This window comes from Jiangella sp. DSM 45060 (assembly GCF_900105175.1).
Lineage (GTDB): Bacteria > Actinomycetota > Actinomycetes > Jiangellales > Jiangellaceae > Jiangella.
Window position 1 is genome coordinate 5,527,134 of record NZ_LT629771.1, and the last position, 16,608, is coordinate 5,543,741.

Below are 16,608 nucleotides of genomic sequence, written 5' to 3' on the forward strand. Positions count from 1 at the left end.
AGGATCCGGGTCCGGCGCCGGCCCGCGGGTGGCGGGCCGGCGCCGGACGTCGGCTGTCAGCGATCGTCAGGACATGGACCACGACATCCGGTGGGATGCCGGGCGTCCGATGTCGCTGCGGGCGGCGGTGTTGAGGATGTCGCGGCGTTCCCGTGCGGTGAGCACGCCATCGGTCACCAGCTGGCTGGTCACCTCTCCGGCATGCCGCACGAACGCGCCGTGGCTGGCCCATTCGCCGTCGTCGAGGATGAGGTCGTTGACCGTGCAGCCGTCGTCCAGGGCGTAGCTGGGCACGCCGCTGTCGAGGTCGCCGATCATGACGGTCTCCCGCGGGTCCGGCTCCGGGCAGGCGCCCGGGTCGCCGTCGCCGATGGTGAACTCGGCCGTCTGCCATTCCTCGGTGTGACCGGCCACGTCCACCGACCGGAACTCGACGACGTGGTCGCCGGGCTCGGTGACGGTGATCGGCTCGGTGTAGGCCACCGGCTCCTCCGTGCCGGCCAGCCGGTACTCCGTCGCGTCGACGCCGGACGTGGCGTCCTGCGCGGCGAGGGTCACCGTCACCGGACCGGTGTAGACGTCGCCGGCCTGTTCGCCGGCCAGCGATGCCGTGGTGGTGGGCGCCGTCTGGTCGATGAGGAACTCGATCTCCTCGATCCCGGTCTCGACCGGGGGCTGACCGGTGGACGGCGTCACCTCGAACTTCGCCACCATCCCGGCCCACGTCGTGGGGTCGGACGGGTTGGGCCGGTTCGAGTGCGGCGTGCAGTAGACGTAGTACGTGCCCACGTCGGCGGCGTCGAAGAAGAACGGGTCGTCCTCCCAGTCGTCGCCGAGCGGACGCGACGCCAGCACCTGACCGCTCGCGTCGGTGATCACGACGTCGTGTGCGTAGCCGGGGACGTACTGGAACTTGACGGTGTCACCCTGCGCCACGCTGAAGTCGGTCTCGCTGAACCCGAAACCGCCCGAGCCGACGAGGATCTCCTTCTCGACGGGTTCTCCGCCGCTGCCGGGGATGGCCGCCTTGTAGTCGATGTTGTAGACACCGTCGGTGTCGAACAGCACCGGCTCGGTCCACGTGCGCCATTCCGTCTCGTCCGTCCGCGGCCGCCAGAACAGCTCCGCGTCCGCGTTGTTGGACTCGAGGCCGAGCGTGACCGGCGAGACGTACCAGCCGTTGGCGCCGTCGGGCTCGGGCGGCGTCAGCGAGGCGTCGACCGTCAGCTCGTCCTGGATCTCCTTGATCCAGACGTTGCGGAACTCGACGCTCTCACCGGCCGCCTGTCCCGACGAGTGGTTCTGCAGGCCGACGTAACCCTCCAGCGGACGGGTGCCGTCGCCGGTGAACGTGGTGACCTCGACGCCGTTGAGCGTGACGCGGTACTCCTGGCCGATCACCTCGATCTCCATCGTGTTCCACTCACCGATGGGGTTGGTGGCCAGCGACTCGGCCGGTGCGTAGTTGTAGATCGCGCCGGTCCGGGTCATCGGGTTGTCGGTGGCGTCGTAGATCTGGATCTCGTGGCCCTCGTCGATCGTGTTCGTCGGATCGCCTTGCGGGTCGGGGAACCGGACGTACACGCCGGAGTTGTCCGTCGGCGCCTGGACCCGGAAGTCGACCCGCATCACGTAGTCCTTGAACGTCTGCTGGTCGTACCAGAGCAGGCCCATGCCTCCGTACGGCTCGAGCAGCCCGCACTCGTCGATCTCGAAGCCGCCCGGGCCGGCCATGGTCCAGCCCTCCAGCGTCTGGCCGTCGTACAGCGGCACGTAGCCCGCCGGCGGCGTCTGCGGCTCGGGGCACTGGGTGTCGCCGAGCTCCTTGATCCAGATGTCGCGGAAGAACACGTTGTCCGACACGCGGTTGTTCTGGATGCCGACGAAGCCGGAGGCGAGGTCGCGCCCGGAGCCCTCCGGGTTCTCGTACTCGTTGACCAGGACGTCGTTGATCCAGACCCGGACCATCGGGTCCTCGACCTCGATCTCCATCTCGTTCCACTGGCCGGCGACCGTCGGGAACGACGTCGGCGCCTGGAACGTGTAGATCGAACCGGTCTTGGACTTGTCCGCGGCGCCCGGCGAGCCGCCGGTGTCGTCGATCTGGATCTCGTAGCCCTGACGCACCGCGACCCACGGGTCGTCACCGGGGTCGGGGAACCCGAAGAACACACCGGAGTTGTCGTCGACGGCCACGGCCTTGAAGTCCAGGTGCAGCCGATAGGACTCGAACTCCTCCTCGTGCCAGAGCATCCCCAGGCCGGCCGGATCGCCGATCGACTCCAGGGCGCACGAGCCGGCGCGCTCGCCGTCCGGGACGATCTCGAACCCGCCGGGACCGGACTGGTTCCAGCCGGTCAGCGTGGCGCCGTCCCACAGCGGCCGGTACCCGGCGTCGGGCGACGGCGCGGCGCAGGCGGGCTCCTCCGGGACGCACAGCGAGTAGTCCGAGAACGTCGCGGTCAGCGGGGTCTCGATCTCGGCCGGGCCATGGGCGGCGAAGAAGCCGAACTGGGGCGCCTCGTACTGCGAGATCGGCGCCGGTCGTCCGACGTTGACCCAGGTCACGCCGTCGCGGGAGTACGCGGCCCGCACGTTCTCACCGTCACCGCTGAGCCGGAGGTGCAACGTCCGCGGCGCATCGGTGATGGTCGGGTTGTCGACTCCGCCCTCATAGCGGATCTCCCCGTTCTGGTGGAACAGGTACTCCATCCGGCCGTTCACCGAGGTGCCGTACGGCGGGAAGTAGGCCGCCTTGGTGAAGTTCTGGTCGTCGGAGTAGATGATGAACCCGGCCTGGTCGTGACTGACCGACTCCGCCGGCAGGTCGACGGTGACCTTGGCCTCCCAGCGCCCCTCGGGCACCGGAGTCATGATCATGTTCTGCGCGGTGGTGTTGATGTTGCCGCTCAGGTGGTTGCTGATCATGTCGCCCTGCAGCATGTCGATCTCGAGGGCGCCGTCGGTCTGCCGGTAGCCGGCCGCGTTCTCGCGCACGATCGTCGGCCAGGCCTCGCGGTCCAGTTCGGTGCCGGCGAAGTCGTCGGTGACGCACTGCCCGGGACCGGTGTCGGGCACGTAGTCGACCCGGTACAGGCCGGCGTTCGGGCTGTTGCCGAACGCGCCGCCCTCCAGCACGTACAGCGAACCGTCCGGGCCGAACTCGCCGTCCATCAGGCCGGACCAGGTCTGGCCGGGCATGAAGTCGTCGATCGCCTCGACCTGCTCGTTCGCGTCCAGCGAGACCGTCTTCACGTGGCCGCGGTGGAAGTCGAGCAGGAACCAGCGCCCGTCGTAGTGCTCGGGGAACTTGGTGTCGGACTGCAGCTCCGCGTCGTAGCGGTAGACCGGGCCCGACATCGGCCCGCCCGCGCCGGAGCCCATGTTGAGGAACGGCTCCGGGATCGGGTTGATCTCCTGCGCCGGCCAGCCGACCCACGACTCGGGCCAGCCCGCCCAGCTGCGCGGGTAGTAGATCGTCGCCGGCGTCACCGGCGGGAGCTGGTCCAGCCCGGTGTTGTTCGGCGAGTCGTTGACCGGGCCGTTCTCGCAGTCGTAGAAGTCGCCCAGCGGCTGGTTCGTCGCGTAGTCCCACGGCCGGTACGGGTAGTTGTTGCCGATGCAGAACGGGTAGCCGAAGTTGGCCGCCTCGGACGTCGCCATGTACTGGTCGAAGCCCCACGGGCCGCGCTCGGTCCACTCACCCAGCCGGTCCGGGCCGTAGTTGCCGATGTGCAGCCGGTCGGTCGCGGGGTCGAGCGAGATGCGGAACGGGTTGCGGAACCCCATCGCGAAGATCTCCGGGCGGGTCTTGCCGCCGCCGTCCTCCTCGCCGGTGAACAGGTTCCCGTCCGGGATCGTGTAGGTGCCGTCCGGCTGCGGCGTGATCCGTAGCACCTTGCCGCGCAGGTCGTTCGTGTTGCCCGAGGTCCGGCGGTCGTCGTTGTACCAGTGCGTCGGACGGCTGTCGAGCGGCGAGTACTGCTGGTTGAGGTCCGGCGGCGACTCGTCGCCGGTGCTCAGGTACAGGTTGCCGGCGGAGTCGAAGTCGACGTCACCGGCGACGTGGCAGCAGTTCGTCTTGTTGTACGGCACCTTGAGCATGACGATCTCGGATGCGACGTCGAGCTGGTCGCCCTCGACGACGAACCGGGACAGGTAGTGCGCGTTCTCGGCGCGGCTGGTGTAGTACACGTACACCCAGCCGTTCGTCAGGAAGTCCGGGTCCAGGGCCAGGCCCAGCAGTCCGCCCTCCTGGTTCTTCGACCCCTCGAAGTCGGGGTTCTGCGGCAGCGGGTGGTCGTCGAAGACGTCCAGCTCACCCACCACCATCGCGTGCCCCATGTCCGGGTGATACACGCGGATGACGCCGTCGCGGCTGGTCATGTACACCCGGCCGTCGTCGGCGATGTCCATGTTCATCGGCTGGTTGATGCCGGGTGCCACCAGCACCTTCTCGAACTGGTCGGCCGCCGACAGCTCCGCGAACGTCGCGTCGGGGTTCTCGGCAGCCCCGGCCGGCTGCGCGGCGGCCGGGGCACTGACCATGACTGACATCAACAGAGCCAGGAACAGAAGTAACGCTGAAGATCGCTTGCCCAACATGGCATCCTCCCGGGCGGGGTACCGGTCGATGTGAAATAGCGCCGTGTTGATTCGCTGGTCGCCGTCATGACTTCCTGATGGAAGGCGTGCTGTTCCCCGTGACCCGGACTCCGCGGATCGCATCCGGACCATAGGCGGTCGACCGCTGGCACCGATGCCGGTCGGTAACGCAACGGGTGTGCTCGTCGGGCGAGAACGCAGGCGTGGTCGGGAGTGCCCGAGCCGACGCAGCGCCGCGCGTCTCCGGAGTCGCGCCGCGCTGTCGCTGGCCGTCCCGCCGCAGGCCTGGTGGCTCGCGTTGGACCGTGCCTAGACTTAGTAAGGAAGCTTTCCTCACTATGTAGCGTAAGATCACTATGTTGGTACGGCACGGCGGTGTCAAGGGGTGGCAGTGACGCAAACCGGACATGGAAGCGGCCCTCAAGTCCTACGTCTCATGAACTGCGCGGCGGTCCTCGGCGCCATCCGCGCCGCGGGCACCGCCCGCGTCACCGAACTCGTCCGGGCGACCGGCCTGTCCCGCCCGACGGTCACCGCGGCGGTGACGACGCTGATGGCCGACGGCTGGGTCGAGGAGACCGAAGCGCCCGAGATCGACGCGCCGCGCATGGGGCGACCCGCGCGCGTGCTCAGGTTCCGCGCCGACGCCAGGCACGTCCTCGGCATCGACGTCGGGCCACACAAGGTCTACTGCGCCGTCGCCGACCTCAGCGGGACCGTCGTCGCGCACGCGCGCCACGACGTCACCGCGGCGCGCACCCACGCGGAACTGCTCGACCAGGTCGAGACGACGATGCGCAAGGCGCTCGCCGCGGTGCCGGTGTCGCTGCCCGACATCGCCGCGGTCGGCATCGGCACGCCCGGCATCGTCGACGACCAACGCGGCGCCGTCGTGCAGGCTCCGTCCGTGCCCGGATGGAGCTCGCTGGAGCTCGGCAGCCTGATCCGCCAGCGCCTCGACTGCCCCGTGCGGGTCGAGAACGACGTCAACCTCGCGGTCATGGCCGAGCGGTGGAACGGCAGCGGCAGCGACGCCGAGAACCTGATCCTCGTGCAGTGGGGCGCCCGCATCGGTGCGGCCCTGCTGGTCGACGGGCAGCTGCATCGCGGTGCGCACGGCGCGGCCGGCGAGATCGGGTTCCTCGAGCTCGAGGAGGAGCCCCAGGGGACGCAGGCCGACGGGCTCGGGCCGCTCGAGTCCGCCGTCGGGACCGCGTGGATCCTGCGGCGCGCGCACAGCCTCGGCGACGAGAGCCCCGACGCCGCCGCCGTCCTCGTCGCGGCCGCCGCCGGTGACCCGCGGGCGCTGCAGGCCGTCGACGAAGCCTGCGCCAGGCTGGCCCGCGGCCTCGCCTCCTTCGTCTCCGCCATCGACCCCGCACTGGTGGTGATCGGTGGCAGCATCACACTGGCCGGCGACGTGATCCTGGCCGGGCTGCGACGCCACCTGAGCCGGCGCGCGCTGGTGGAGCCCCGGCTGGAGCTGTCCCGGCTCGGTGACGACGCGGTCGCGCTCGGCGCCGTCCGGCTCGCCCTCGCCGACGCCGAGCGGCGCCTGCTGGACGTCTACACGACGGCGGCGGCCGAGCACCCCTTGCCTTGACGCAAGCGTCAAGGATTACCGTCGAGGCATGCGAATCGGCGACCTCGCGCAACGCGCCGGCACCACCACCCGGGCGTTGCGGTTCTACGAGTCACAGGGCCTGCTGATGGCGCAGCGCGCGCCCAACGGCTACCGCGAGTACGACGAGGACGACCTGCGGCTGGTCACCGAGATCCAGACACTGCAGGACATCGGCTTCAGCCTCGACGACACCCGCCCGTTCGTCGAGTGCCTGCGCTCCGGGCACGCCTCCGGCGACTCCTGCGCGGACTCGATCGAGACCTACCGCCGCAAGCTCGCCGAGGTCGACGGCTACCTCGACCGCCTGACGGCGATCCGCGCCGGCATCCAGGCCAAGCTCGACGACGCCCAAGCACGGCAGCAGGGAGACCACGCATGACGCTCACCGTCACCACCGAGACGTTCGACCACGAGGTGCTGCGCAGCGACCTCCCCGTGCTGGTCGACTTCTGGGCCGAATGGTGCCCGCCGTGCCACATGATCGCGCCGATGCTGGACCAGCTGGCCGGCGAGCTCGACGGCACCATCGCCATCCGCAAGATCAACAACGACGAGAACCCCGAGGTCGGCGCACGCTACCGCGTCATGTCGCTGCCCACCCTCATGCTGTTCGTCGACGGTGAGCCGGTGCAGGCGCTGGTCGGGGCGCGGCCGAAGGCCCGGTTGCTGAAGGAACTGGACGACGCGCTGTCGCGCTGAGCACGCCAGACCCGCTGGGACGCCCTCGCGCCGGCGCGGCCCCGTCCGCCGGCGCATCTCCCGGCCGGGCAGCCCCGTCCGCCGGCGCATCTCCCGGCCGGGCAGCCCCGTCGGCCGGCGCAAATCCCCGGCCGACGTAGACCCCTCCCGGCCCGGGTGGGGCCCACCCTACGGGCGGGCACCGACAACGTCGCCGCGCGCAGCAGCACGCCGACGCACGTGAGCCGTGGCAGCACCGCCCGTGACGTCGCGGCACTCGTGCGGCCGGCGCAGCCCCGTCGGCCGGCGCAGCCCCGTCGGCCGGCGCAAATCCCCGGCCGACGTAGACCCCTCCCGGCCCGGGTGGGGCCCACCCTACGGGCGGGCACCGACAACCTCGCCGCGCGCGGCAGCATGTCGGCCGCGTCGGCACCGTCCATGACGTCGCGGCACTCACGCTGCCGGTCCGTCACGACGACGGCGTACCCGCACGCGTCGGTCAGCGCCGCAGGCCGCGGACCGCCCAGGCGCGCGCCGTCAGCGCGATCGAGCCGTCGGCGGCCATCGGCAGCCGCGCCCGCACCGCGTCGCGGATCGCGTCCTGCTGGGACGGCGGCAGGGTGGCGAGGTAGCCGGGGGCGGCGCCCTGCCCGCCGAGGAACGGGCGCCAGTAGTCGTCGAACGACGCGAACGCCGTCGGGATCTCGATGGACCGGACGTCGACGTCGGCCAGGCCGGCCGCCAGCCACAGGTGGGCCAGCGGCTCCGGCTGGCACAGCGGGAACCGGACGCCCTCGTCCAGACCGGCGCCGTCAGGATCGACGTCCGCGGCGGCCGCCCAGAAGTGCCGCATGAGCTGCATGCCGTCGGCGTAGTCCCACACGTACGCGGCCACGACGGCGCCCGGCGCGGCCGCCCGGACGAACTCCGCCGCGGCCGCGGGCGCGTTGGGGACGAAGTTCAGCACCAGCCCGCTGATCACGGCATCGGCGGCGCCGTCGGCGACCGGCAGCGCCGTCGCCTCGCCGAGCTCGAACGTCGCGCCCGGCACCTGCTCGCGGGCGGTGCCGAGGAACCCGTCGGACGGGTCGACGCCGACGACGGAGGCGGGCGCGGCCAGCGTCAGCACGGCCTCGGTCAGCGCGCCGGTGCCGCACCCGACGTCGAGCCACCGGGCGCCGCCGGGGACATCCAGCCACGGCACGAACGCCGCGGCGACCCCGCGGCTCCACCGGCCGACGTACGCCTCGTAGGCGTCGCCCTCGGCCCATACGTCCGGCGCCATGTGCTGACGATACGTCCGTTCAGCCGGTTAAGGTGGCGGACGAAGGCCGTGGATCGGGGGGAACGGGATATGCGCCGTCGCATCATCGTCACCGTCTCGGTGGTGGTGGCCGCGGCGCTGTGCCTGGGCGCGGTGCTCTGGTTCGGCATCGTTCCGCACTGGCGGCCGGCGCTGGAGCACGGCGAGCGCTACGGCATCGACGTCTCCGCCCACCAGGACGAGATCGACTGGGACGCCGTGGCCCGCGACGGCATCCAGTTCGCCTACATCAAGGCCAGCGAGGGCCAGGGCTGGGTCGACGAGTGGTTCGACGAGAACTGGGCCGGCGCCGCACGGGCCGGACTCGACCGCGGCGCGTACCACTTCTTCACGCTCTGCGCGCCGGGCGCCGCGCAAGCCGAGAACTTCCTCTCCGTCGCCCCGCCCGACGACGACGCGCTGCCGCCGGTCATCGACCTCGAGCTGACCGGCAACTGCAGCGACCGGCCGCCGGCCGACCAGGTCGCCGCCGAGGTCGACGCGTTCGTGCAACTGGTCGAACGTGCCTGGGGCCGCGACCTGCTGTTCTACGTCCGCCCCGACTGGGACGACGTCTACCCGGTCCGCGACGGCCTGGACCGCCGGCTCTGGGACTACCGCTTCTTCCGCCGCCCCACCGACGACCGCTGGCACGTCTGGCAAGTCAACACGTTCGCCCGGGTCGACGGCATCGACGGCCCGGTCGACCTCGACATCATGCGCGACACCGAGTAGGGACGTGCCGGGTTTGCCCCGATGTGGGCGCGGGAAGAGTTGACTACTGACACGCCGCCTGCCACCCGAAGGGACCCGGCATGATCGTGCTCGGACTGATCCTCATCGTCGCTGCCGCGGCAGCGGTGATCGTCGCCGTCATCGCCGGCGGTGACAGCGTCACGCTCAGCGCGTTCGACGTCGATCTCGACTCGCCGGTCTGGGGCGTCTTCGCCGCGGGTATCGCCGCGGGGCTGCTGCTCATGCTCGGGATCCTGGCGATCGTCGCCGGGGTGAACCGCTCGCGGGCCCGCCGCGAGGAGATCGAGTACCTGCGCGAGCAGGTCGCCCGCCACGAGCGCAAGACCGGCCGCGAGGCCGACGAGCCCGAGGTGAGCGACTGGCTCGGCCAGGCCCACCGCGCCGCGACCGGCACCGGCACCGCGGCCGCCGCCCCGGCCGAACCGACCGCCCACTCGGGCGCGACGTCGGGCGCGTCACCGCTGTACCGCCACGGCTGACCACGCTCAGCCGACCCGCGTTCCCGGGGCGTGTCTCCCGGGTCCGTGGCCTACTGCGCGACGCCCAGGCGGCGCCTCGCTACGGCCGAGACCCGGGAGACACCCCCCAGCCCGACGGCGTCGGCGATGGCCGGCGCGACCGCCGGCGAGAACGGCGGGCCCCACGGCACGTGCGCCACGAACACCGGGACCCGCTCGACCAGCTCGCCCGCCTGCTGGAACTGCCGGTCCAGGATCTCCGGATCGGTCCAGCCGAGCAGCCGCGGGAACCGCAGCAACGTGATCAGCGCGTCCATGGCGCCCATGCGGGTCAGCTCGATCGACGCGCGCTCCCGGTCGGGCAGCGGGAACACGATCCCGGCCAGCGGCACCCGGTCGGCCCGCGACGGCGCCACGCTCAGCGCGTCGCGGGCGTCGCTGGTGAGCCGGCTGGACGGTGCGACGGCGAACTGCTCGACCAGCTCGGCGGCGGACTTGCGCAGCCGCAGCTCCGTCGCGCCCAGCCGGCAGACCGGCCGCCCGTCACCGTCGTCGTCCAGGCGGAGGACGTCGTCGGTGATCAGCGTGCCGCCGGCCGCGCACATCAAGGTCGCCATCGTCGACTTGCCCATGCCGGACCGGCCGACGAACGCCACCGCGCCGCCGCCGATCTGCACCGCGCTGGCGTGCAGCACGACGTCGCCGCGGATCGTCACGAGAAACGACAGCAGCGCACCGGCGGTCAGGATCCCGGCGATGCCCGGGTCGGCCCCCTCGACGACGTGCACCCGCACCGAGCGGCCGTCCGGCGCGACGACGAAGTCGCAGGTCCGGTAGAACCGCAGCAGCCAGCCTCCGTCGGCGACCTGGGTGAACGTGTAGTACGGCTGGTCGGTCTCCAGGTGCGCCAGCACCCGCCCGGCCGGCGCGTGCGTCGTCAGCGGCACCGGGTCGCCCCACCGGATGTCGACGTCCGGCTCCCCCTCCGCCGCGACGGCGCGTTCCTGGTGCAGCGGGACCTCCGAGGCCACCCGCAGCCCGTACAGCAGCTGCCGCTCCGTCCTCATCGCGTCCCGCCCAACGCCTCGAACGTCCGGTACGTGGCGGCGCCGACCGGGTCCAGGCTCACGCCGTCGATCTCCAGCCACGCGTGCGCCTGGATCCGCCCCTCGACCTTGGCGACGCCGACCCGCAGCACCGGCTTCCGGCGGCGCAGCACGTGCCCGCCGACCAGCGCGCGGCGCAGACAGGTGTCGCCGAACGGCCAGTGCCGCAGCACGCGCCAGGTGGCGCGCAGCCGCCGCCGCTCGGTCGCGGACAGCCGCGCCGTCGCACCGCCGGCCGGCATCAGCGGCGACTCCTGCTCCAACCCCAGCGGAGCGCCCAGCCAGGCGGCCAGGCGCGGCAGCCGCGCGACCCGCAGGCCGACCTCGACCGTCGCGGCGATGACGGTGGCCGCCCAGACGGACGGCCACTCGCGCGGCGGTACGGCCCGCACCAACGTCAGGGGATTCCTCATTCGGCACCTCGTGGAGGGCTGGGCTGCGCGGCCAGCCAGGCCTGCTGCAGCAGCGTGCCGGACAGGGTCGACGGCCGGTCGGACAGCCAACCGGCCCGCAGCGCCTCGGGATCGACGAGTTCGGCGTCCACGCCCGAGCCGTCCCAGTCGCGGGCGAACGCGCGCGTGGGCTCGCCCATGTAGGCGCGGTCGAAGCTGGCCTTGCTGGACCGGCGCAGGATCTCGTCGGGCAGCACGTCGGCGAAGAGGATGCGCATCAGCGCGGTCCGCCCGGCGAACCCCCACCGGCCGCCGAAGCGCGTGAGAGCGGCGAGGAAGCCGGTGTCGAGCAGCGGGTGCCCGACGGCGACGTCGAACTCGGCGCCCAGCGCGGCGTAGTTGGCGATGACGGCGTCGACGGCGCGGCGGTGCCGCACCCACCACAGCGACCGGTCCCACGCCAGCGGCTCGGAACCCTCGTCGGCCGCGAGCAGCCGGCGGTGCCGGCGAGCGACCGCCGGACGCAGCCACGGCTGCTGCGCGTCGCCGCTCATCTGGCGGCGCACCCGGAACGCGCGCACCGGGCCCGGCGCCAGCGCGGCGGCGGTCGCCGCCAGCAGCTCCGGACGGGGCCGGCGGCGCTTGCGCACCAGCAGCGTCACCGGGGTCACGCGGCGCGGCCCGATGACCTCGTCGCCGCCCTCACCGGTGAGGACCGACCCGCCCGCGACGGTCTCGAACAGCCGGTCCTTGACGTGGAACGGCGGCGGCCACAGCACGCCGCGGCGCAGGAGACTGGCCCGGGCGCCGTCGCCCAGCAGGTCGCTCTCGGTCCGGATCGGCAGCCGCACCCACTCGGTCAGGCCGAGGTGCTCGACGACCAGCCGCTGCCAGTCCGCCTCGTCGGCGTCGGGGACGTCCGGGTAGACCTCGGTGACGGGGACGGGGTCGGCGTGCCCTTCGCGCCGGGCCAGCGCCGTCGCGGCCGCCAGGATGGCCGACGAGTCACGCCCGCCGGAGAACGAGACGAAGCACGGCGCACGCAGCAACGCCGGGCGCAGGGCGTCGTCCAGCGCCTCGCGCGGGGTCGCGGCCGTCTCCGGAGGCGGCGGCGCGGGCAACGAGCCGTGCACCCAGGACGTGGCGATCTCGAACGAGGAAAGACGGAAATAGCGCGGCGTGGATTGTGCCGAACCGGCGTCCATTCGCGCTGCGGCGGAATGTGGATTCACGCGATGCTCTCCCGACACCACGAGGGAGACACGGCGGAGTCACCGATGACCGGACGACTCCGCCGTGCCCCTGGTTGACGGCGTCAGGAGAGGCCGCCACCGCCCGGCGGCTTGTCGTTCCCCCACTTGAACCAGAGGAACTGGTCCGACGAGCCCTGGCCGCCCTGCGCGAGCGTCAACTCACGCACGGATCCGACCTCTTCCAACACGGGTGGCTGGTATGCCATGGCCGTGCCCCCCTTCTCGAAAGCCCCACTGCGGAGGCGTTAACGGCAGCGCATCCACCAATGCACCGCCTTCTACCAGACCGAGATCGTACCGGCAGAATGGCGTTGTCGGAGGTATTTGTGGCTATTTCCTCGGTCAACCGCTTTCCGCCCGGTACGTCCGGCCGACCGGAGTGTCAGGACAGCACGCCACCGGGGTCGTTGTCGTAGCGGAACCACTGGACCTGGTCGGATCGGCCGCGACCGCTCGCGGCGAGCGTCAACTCACGGACCGTGCCGATCTCCTCGAGCGTCGGCGCTTCGTACGCCATCAGAGCCCCCACTTTCGTTTTCTGCGGATGGATGGAACTGCCGGACCAGCGGCAGACGCCGCCGGAACGGAGACTAGGAATCGGCGGTGTCGAGAAGGTTCCGCTCGCGCAGCATCGCGATGAAGGTCTCGGTGTCGGCCGTGGCTTGGTCGGCCGGAATGCCGTACTCCTCGACGAGGCCGTCGGCGAGTTCCGCGGTGGTGCGTTCCTCGGCCAGCAGCCGCATGATGGTCGAGCCGGCGGCGTTGGTCTTCAAGTAGGTGGACGACGAGAGGTCCAGAATGACCGTCTCGCCGTCGATCTCGCGCCAGCTGACGCTATTGGTGCGCAGTTTCATCGGCCCCCAAAGAATCCTGCTACGGCGAACTGTAGCGCACCCTTGCTCAGCTCGCCGAGGTGATCATGCCGGCGCCGACCGTGCGGTTGGTGGCTTCGTCGATGAGGATGAAGCCGCCGGTCTGCCGGTTGCGGCGGTACTCGTCGGCGAGCAACGGCACGGTGGTGCGCAGCCGCACGCGGCCGATGTCGTTGAGACCGAGGTGCGTGGCGGTGTCGTCGCGGTGCAGCGAGTTGACGTCGAGGCGGTACTGCAGCTCCTTCACCAGCGCCCGCGCCGACCGCGTCGTGTGCTTGATCGCCAGCTTCTGCCCGGGCGCCAGCGGCGTCTCGGCCATCCAGCAGACCATTGCGTCGATGTCCTGTGCGACCGCCGGCTGGTTGTGCGGACGGCAGATCATGTCACCGCGGGAGATGTCGATCTCGTCCTCGAGCCGGACCGTCACCGACATCGGCGCGAACGCCTCGCCCACCGGGCCGTCGGCGGTGTCGATGCCGGCGATGCGGGTGGTGAACCCACTGGGCAGCACCATGACCTCGTCGCCGGCCTTGAGCACGCCGCCGGCGACCTGCCCCGCGTAGGCGCGGTAGTCGGTGCGCTGCAGCGACTGCGGCCGGATGACGTACTGCACCGGGAACCGGACGTCGACGAGGTTGCGGTCGCTGGCGATGTGCACGTGCTCGAGGTGGTGCAGCAGCGACGGGCCCTCGTACCACGGCATGTTCGGCGACCGGCTGACGATGTTGTCGCCGTGCAGCGCGGAGATCGGGACGACGGTGAGGTCGGGGACGTCGAGCTTGGTCGCGAACGAGGAGAACTCCTTCTCGATGCCCTCGAACACCTCTTGCGACCAGTCGACGAGGTCCATCTTGTTCACCGCGAGCACGAGGTGCGGCACCCGCAGCAGCGACACCAGGAAGGCGTGCCGCCGGCTCTGCTCGACCATCCCCTTCCGCGCGTCGACCAGCACGATCGCCAGATCGGCCGTCGAGGCGCCGGTGACCATGTTCCGGGTGTACTGGATGTGCCCCGGGGTGTCGGCGATGATGAACTTGCGCCGCGGCGTGGCGAAGTAGCGGTACGCCACGTCGATGGTGATGCCCTGCTCACGCTCGGCGCGCAGGCCGTCGGTGAGCAGCGAGAGGTCGGTGTACTCGTCGCCGCGTTGCTGGCTGGCGCGTTCGACGCTCTCGAGCTGGTCGGTGAAGATCGCCTTCGAGTCGAACAGCAGCCGCCCGATCAGCGTGCTCTTGCCGTCGTCGACGGAGCCGGCGGTGGCGAACCTGAGCAAATCCATCTCAGAAGTAGCCTTCCTTCTTCCGGTCCTCCATCGCGGCCTCGCTGACGCGGTCGTCGCCGCGGGTGGCGCCGCGCTCGGTGAGCCGGGTGGCGGCGACCTCCTCGATCACCTTCTCGACGGTGTCGGCGTCGGAGCGCACCGCGGCAGTCAGCGACGCGTCGCCGACGGTGCGGTAGCGGACCGTCGCGGCGAACGTCGGCTCGCCCTCGCGCGGGCGGCAGAACTCGTTGTTCGCGAACAGCATGCCGTCGCGCTCGAACACCTCGCGCTCGTGCGCGTAGTAGATCGACGGGACGGCGATCTCCTCGCGCTGGATGTAGTGCCAGACGTCGAGCTCGGTCCAGTTCGACAGCGGGAACACCCGGATGCTCTCGCCCAGATGGATGCGGCCGTTGTACAGGTTCCACAGCTCCGGGCGCTGGTTCTTCGGGTCCCACTGGCCGAAGTCGTCGCGGAAGGAGAACACCCGCTCCTTGGCCCGCGCCTTCTCCTCGTCGCGGCGGGCGCCGCCGAACAGCGCGGTGAACCGGTGCTTCTCGACCGCCTCGAGCAGCACCGGCGTCTGGATGCGGTTGCGCGAGCCGTTCGGCTCCTCGGCCACCAGCCCGCGCTCGATGGCGTCGGGCACCGACGCGACGACGAGGTTGACGCCCAGCTCGGCGACGCGGCGGTCGCGGAACTCCAGCACCTCGGGGAAGTTGTGCCCGGTGTCGACGTGCATGACGGGGAACGGCATCGGGGCCGGCCAGAACGCCTTCTCTGCCAGCCGGAGCATGACGATGGAGTCCTTGCCGCCGGAGAACAGCAGCACCGGGCGCTCCAGCTCGGCGGCGACCTCGCGGAAGATGTGCACCGCCTCGGCCTCGAGGAAGTCGAGCTGCGAGAGCTGGTACTCGTGGATCGTCATGCGGACCTCACGGGTTCGGCGACGGCGGCCAGGAGCGCGTCGGCGAGCTCCGGGCGGGCGACGAGCAGGTCGGGGAGGTACGGGTCGGCCTCGTTGTAGCGCAGCGGCGAGCCGTCGAGGCGGCTGGCGTGCAGGCCCGCGGCCCGCGCGACGCCCACCGGCGCGGCGGAGTCCCACTCGTACTGGCCGCCGGCGTGGACGTACGCGTCGGCCTCGCCGCGCACGACGGCGGCGACCTTGAACCCGGCCGAGCCCATGGGCACCAGCTCGGCATCGAGGGCGGCCGCGGCGCGCTGGGCGGCGGCGGGCGGACGGCTGCGGCTGACGGCGAGGCGCGGCGAGGCGTGGGCCGGGCGAGGCGGGACGACGGCGGCGGGGTCGCTGGTCAGCGTGGCGCCGAGGCCGGGCAGTGCGACGGCGCCGGCGGCCAGCTCGCCGTCCTGCCAGAGCGCCACGTGCACGGCCCAGTCGTCGCGGCCGTCGCCGAACTCGCGCGTGCCGTCGAGCGGGTCGACGATCCAGACCCGCCGGGCGTCGAGCCGCTCGGCGGTGTCGGGCGCCTCCTCGCTGAGGACGGCGTCGGCGGGACGCTGCTCGCCCAGCGCGGCGACGAGGAACCGGTGCGCCGCCGCGTCCCCGGCGTCGCGCAGCGCCTGAGCGCCGGCGGACGGGTGGTGGTCGTGGCGCAGCGCGAGCAGCAGCGCGCCCGCCTCGGTGGCGAGGCGGGCGGCCAGGATCGCGTCAGACGATGCCACGGAACTCCTCGAAGCCGGTCTCGAACGACCCAGCCTAGGGTGATCCCGCCCGGAATCACGCACTCGCCCATTATCCGAGACGTAGCGTCCAGTATCCGGTCACGCCACCAGGGCGCACTCGCCGAACGCCAGGCACCCGCAGTCCGCGCACGCGCTGAAGACCTCGCGCCGCCGCTCCAGCGCGGCGATGCGCTCGTCGATCGCCTGGCCCCAGCACCGCGCCGCCCGGGCCCAGAACTCCGGCGTCGGGGCGCCGCCCTCGGGCAGGAACTCCAACACCTCGCCGATGTCGGCCAGCGAGATGCCGACCCGCTGCGACGCCCGGATGAACGCCACCTGCCGCAGCATCGCCTCGTCGTAGCGCCGCTGGTTGCCGGTGGTCCGGCGGCTGCGCAGCAGGCCGTGCCGCTCGTAGTAGCGCAGCGTGGAGGCCGGGACGCCGCTGCGCCCGACCAGCTCGCCGATGGTCAGTTCGCCCGGCCCGCCGCTGCCCGGGCCACGACCACCCGGGCCGCCATCGGCCGCGACGCCGGGGGCGGACCCCGCCCCGAGGGGCGGGACCCCACTCTACGAGCCGACACCGACAGCGACGGACGAGAACCGATAGCGCTCACCGG

The 16,608-nt window shown here is 71.7% G+C and carries 17 protein-coding genes; 5 read left to right on the forward strand and 12 right to left on the reverse strand.

Translation table 11 applies throughout. The features are described 5' to 3' along the window. Positions 1-66: 66 nt before the first annotated feature. Positions 67-4,548, reverse strand: coding sequence for a family 16 glycoside hydrolase (locus tag BLU82_RS24580; RefSeq protein WP_197682440.1), 4,482 nt, complete (start codon positions 4,546-4,548; stop codon positions 67-69). Between the two features lie 493 nt (positions 4,549-5,041). On the opposite strand from BLU82_RS24580, the gene BLU82_RS24585 reads away from it, so the two are divergent. Genes BLU82_RS24585 through trxA form a run of 3 tightly spaced genes read left to right on the forward strand, consistent with a single transcriptional unit; the run spans position 5,042 to position 6,928 of the window. Beyond that, complete coding sequence (locus tag BLU82_RS24585) at positions 5,042-6,208, forward strand: ROK family transcriptional regulator (RefSeq protein WP_092623626.1); 1,167 nt, start codon at positions 5,042-5,044, stop codon at positions 6,206-6,208. Positions 6,209-6,236: 28 nt separating this feature from the next. Continuing rightward, on the forward strand, positions 6,237-6,608 hold the full coding sequence (locus BLU82_RS24590; RefSeq protein ID WP_053207306.1) for a MerR family transcriptional regulator: 372 nt from the start codon (positions 6,237-6,239) through the stop codon (positions 6,606-6,608). Then, positions 6,605-6,928, forward strand: a complete 324-nt coding sequence (trxA, locus tag BLU82_RS24595) for a thioredoxin (protein ID WP_092623627.1) — start codon at positions 6,605-6,607, stop codon at positions 6,926-6,928. Before BLU82_RS24590 ends, trxA begins: the two co-directional genes overlap by 4 nt. A gap of 478 nt (positions 6,929-7,406) precedes the next feature. Here the strand turns inward: trxA and BLU82_RS24600 are convergent, their stop codons facing one another. Beyond that, positions 7,407-8,192 carry a class I SAM-dependent methyltransferase gene (locus BLU82_RS24600; RefSeq protein ID WP_092623628.1) on the reverse strand — a complete coding sequence of 262 codons (786 nt, stop codon included), beginning with the start codon at positions 8,190-8,192 and terminating at the stop codon, positions 7,407-7,409. 69 nt (positions 8,193-8,261) lie between these two features. Here BLU82_RS24600 and BLU82_RS24605 point away from each other — a divergent pair, with 69 nt between their 5' ends. Continuing rightward, positions 8,262-8,945, forward strand: a complete 684-nt coding sequence (locus BLU82_RS24605; RefSeq protein WP_092623629.1) for a GH25 family lysozyme — start codon at positions 8,262-8,264, stop codon at positions 8,943-8,945. Between the two features lie 80 nt (positions 8,946-9,025). Beyond that, on the forward strand, positions 9,026-9,445 hold the full coding sequence (locus BLU82_RS24610; protein ID WP_092623630.1) for a hypothetical protein: 420 nt from the start codon (positions 9,026-9,028) through the stop codon (positions 9,443-9,445). Positions 9,446-9,495: 50 nt separating this feature from the next. On the opposite strand, the gene BLU82_RS24615 is transcribed toward BLU82_RS24610, so the two are convergent. From BLU82_RS24615 to soxR, 10 genes are all read right to left on the reverse strand, one after another. Beyond that, positions 9,496-10,491, reverse strand: a complete 996-nt coding sequence (locus BLU82_RS24615; protein WP_092623631.1) for a hypothetical protein — start codon at positions 10,489-10,491, stop codon at positions 9,496-9,498. After that, a complete protein-coding gene (locus BLU82_RS24620; protein WP_092623632.1) occupies positions 10,488-10,943 on the reverse strand; it encodes a lasso peptide biosynthesis B2 protein in 456 nt (151 codons plus the stop codon). The genes BLU82_RS24615 and BLU82_RS24620 overlap by 4 nt, the downstream gene beginning before the upstream one ends. After that, entirely contained in the window at positions 10,940-12,127 is a 1,188-nt protein-coding gene (locus BLU82_RS24625; protein WP_092623633.1) for an asparagine synthase-related protein, read from the reverse strand. Before BLU82_RS24625 ends, BLU82_RS24620 begins: the two co-directional genes overlap by 4 nt. 110 nt (positions 12,128-12,237) lie before the next feature. After that, positions 12,238-12,381: a lasso RiPP family leader peptide-containing protein gene (locus BLU82_RS34425; protein WP_141711665.1), complete on the reverse strand. Its 144-nt coding sequence runs from the start codon at positions 12,379-12,381 to the stop codon at positions 12,238-12,240. Between the two features lie 176 nt (positions 12,382-12,557). Continuing rightward, positions 12,558-12,692 carry a lasso RiPP family leader peptide-containing protein gene (locus tag BLU82_RS34430; protein ID WP_157741244.1) on the reverse strand — a complete coding sequence of 45 codons (135 nt, stop codon included), beginning with the start codon at positions 12,690-12,692 and terminating at the stop codon, positions 12,558-12,560. Between the two features lie 73 nt (positions 12,693-12,765). Beyond that, on the reverse strand, positions 12,766-13,029 hold the full coding sequence (locus tag BLU82_RS24630) for a PqqD family protein (RefSeq protein WP_092623634.1): 264 nt from the start codon (positions 13,027-13,029) through the stop codon (positions 12,766-12,768). Positions 13,030-13,075: 46 nt separating this feature from the next. Beyond that, complete coding sequence (gene cysN, locus BLU82_RS24635) at positions 13,076-14,326, reverse strand: sulfate adenylyltransferase subunit CysN (protein ID WP_092623635.1); 1,251 nt, start codon at positions 14,324-14,326, stop codon at positions 13,076-13,078. A 1-nt stretch (position 14,327) separates the two neighbouring features. Continuing rightward, the gene (cysD, locus tag BLU82_RS24640) at positions 14,328-15,236 is read right to left on the reverse strand and encodes a sulfate adenylyltransferase subunit CysD (RefSeq protein WP_092623636.1); all 909 of its coding nucleotides are present in this window, start codon (positions 15,234-15,236) and stop codon (positions 14,328-14,330) included. Beyond that, complete coding sequence (locus BLU82_RS24645; protein ID WP_092623637.1) at positions 15,233-15,991, reverse strand: 3'(2'),5'-bisphosphate nucleotidase CysQ; 759 nt, start codon at positions 15,989-15,991, stop codon at positions 15,233-15,235. Before BLU82_RS24645 ends, cysD begins: the two co-directional genes overlap by 4 nt. 99 nt (positions 15,992-16,090) lie before the next feature. Then, the gene (gene soxR, locus BLU82_RS24650) at positions 16,091-16,462 is read right to left on the reverse strand and encodes a redox-sensitive transcriptional activator SoxR (protein ID WP_092623638.1); all 372 of its coding nucleotides are present in this window, start codon (positions 16,460-16,462) and stop codon (positions 16,091-16,093) included. Positions 16,463-16,608: the final 146 nt, after the last annotated feature.

What these genes read in the sequence shown, in the direction of transcription:
- BLU82_RS24580 (WP_197682440.1), bottom strand. Translation starts at nt 4,548, where the DNA reads ATGGTCAGTGCCCCGGCCGCCGCGCAGCCGGCCGGGGCTGCCGAGAAC.
- BLU82_RS24585 (WP_092623626.1), top strand. Translation starts at nt 5,042, where the DNA reads ATGAACTGCGCGGCGGTCCTCGGCGCCATCCGCGCCGCGGGCACCGCC.
- BLU82_RS24590 (WP_053207306.1), top strand. Translation starts at nt 6,237, where the DNA reads ATGCGAATCGGCGACCTCGCGCAACGCGCCGGCACCACCACCCGGGCG.
- trxA (WP_092623627.1), top strand. Translation starts at nt 6,605, where the DNA reads ATGACGCTCACCGTCACCACCGAGACGTTCGACCACGAGGTGCTGCGC.
- BLU82_RS24600 (WP_092623628.1), bottom strand. Translation starts at nt 8,192, where the DNA reads ATGGCGCCGGACGTATGGGCCGAGGGCGACGCCTACGAGGCGTACGTC.
- BLU82_RS24605 (WP_092623629.1), top strand. Translation starts at nt 8,262, where the DNA reads ATGCGCCGTCGCATCATCGTCACCGTCTCGGTGGTGGTGGCCGCGGCG.
- BLU82_RS24610 (WP_092623630.1), top strand. Translation starts at nt 9,026, where the DNA reads ATGATCGTGCTCGGACTGATCCTCATCGTCGCTGCCGCGGCAGCGGTG.
- BLU82_RS24615 (WP_092623631.1), bottom strand. Translation starts at nt 10,491, where the DNA reads ATGAGGACGGAGCGGCAGCTGCTGTACGGGCTGCGGGTGGCCTCGGAG.
- BLU82_RS24620 (WP_092623632.1), bottom strand. Translation starts at nt 10,943, where the DNA reads ATGAGGAATCCCCTGACGTTGGTGCGGGCCGTACCGCCGCGCGAGTGG.
- BLU82_RS24625 (WP_092623633.1), bottom strand. Translation starts at nt 12,127, where the DNA reads ATGGACGCCGGTTCGGCACAATCCACGCCGCGCTATTTCCGTCTTTCC.
- BLU82_RS34425 (WP_141711665.1), bottom strand. Translation starts at nt 12,381, where the DNA reads ATGGCATACCAGCCACCCGTGTTGGAAGAGGTCGGATCCGTGCGTGAG.
- BLU82_RS34430 (WP_157741244.1), bottom strand. Translation starts at nt 12,692, where the DNA reads ATGGCGTACGAAGCGCCGACGCTCGAGGAGATCGGCACGGTCCGTGAG.
- BLU82_RS24630 (WP_092623634.1), bottom strand. Translation starts at nt 13,029, where the DNA reads ATGAAACTGCGCACCAATAGCGTCAGCTGGCGCGAGATCGACGGCGAG.
- cysN (WP_092623635.1), bottom strand. Translation starts at nt 14,326, where the DNA reads ATGGATTTGCTCAGGTTCGCCACCGCCGGCTCCGTCGACGACGGCAAG.
- cysD (WP_092623636.1), bottom strand. Translation starts at nt 15,236, where the DNA reads ATGACGATCCACGAGTACCAGCTCTCGCAGCTCGACTTCCTCGAGGCC.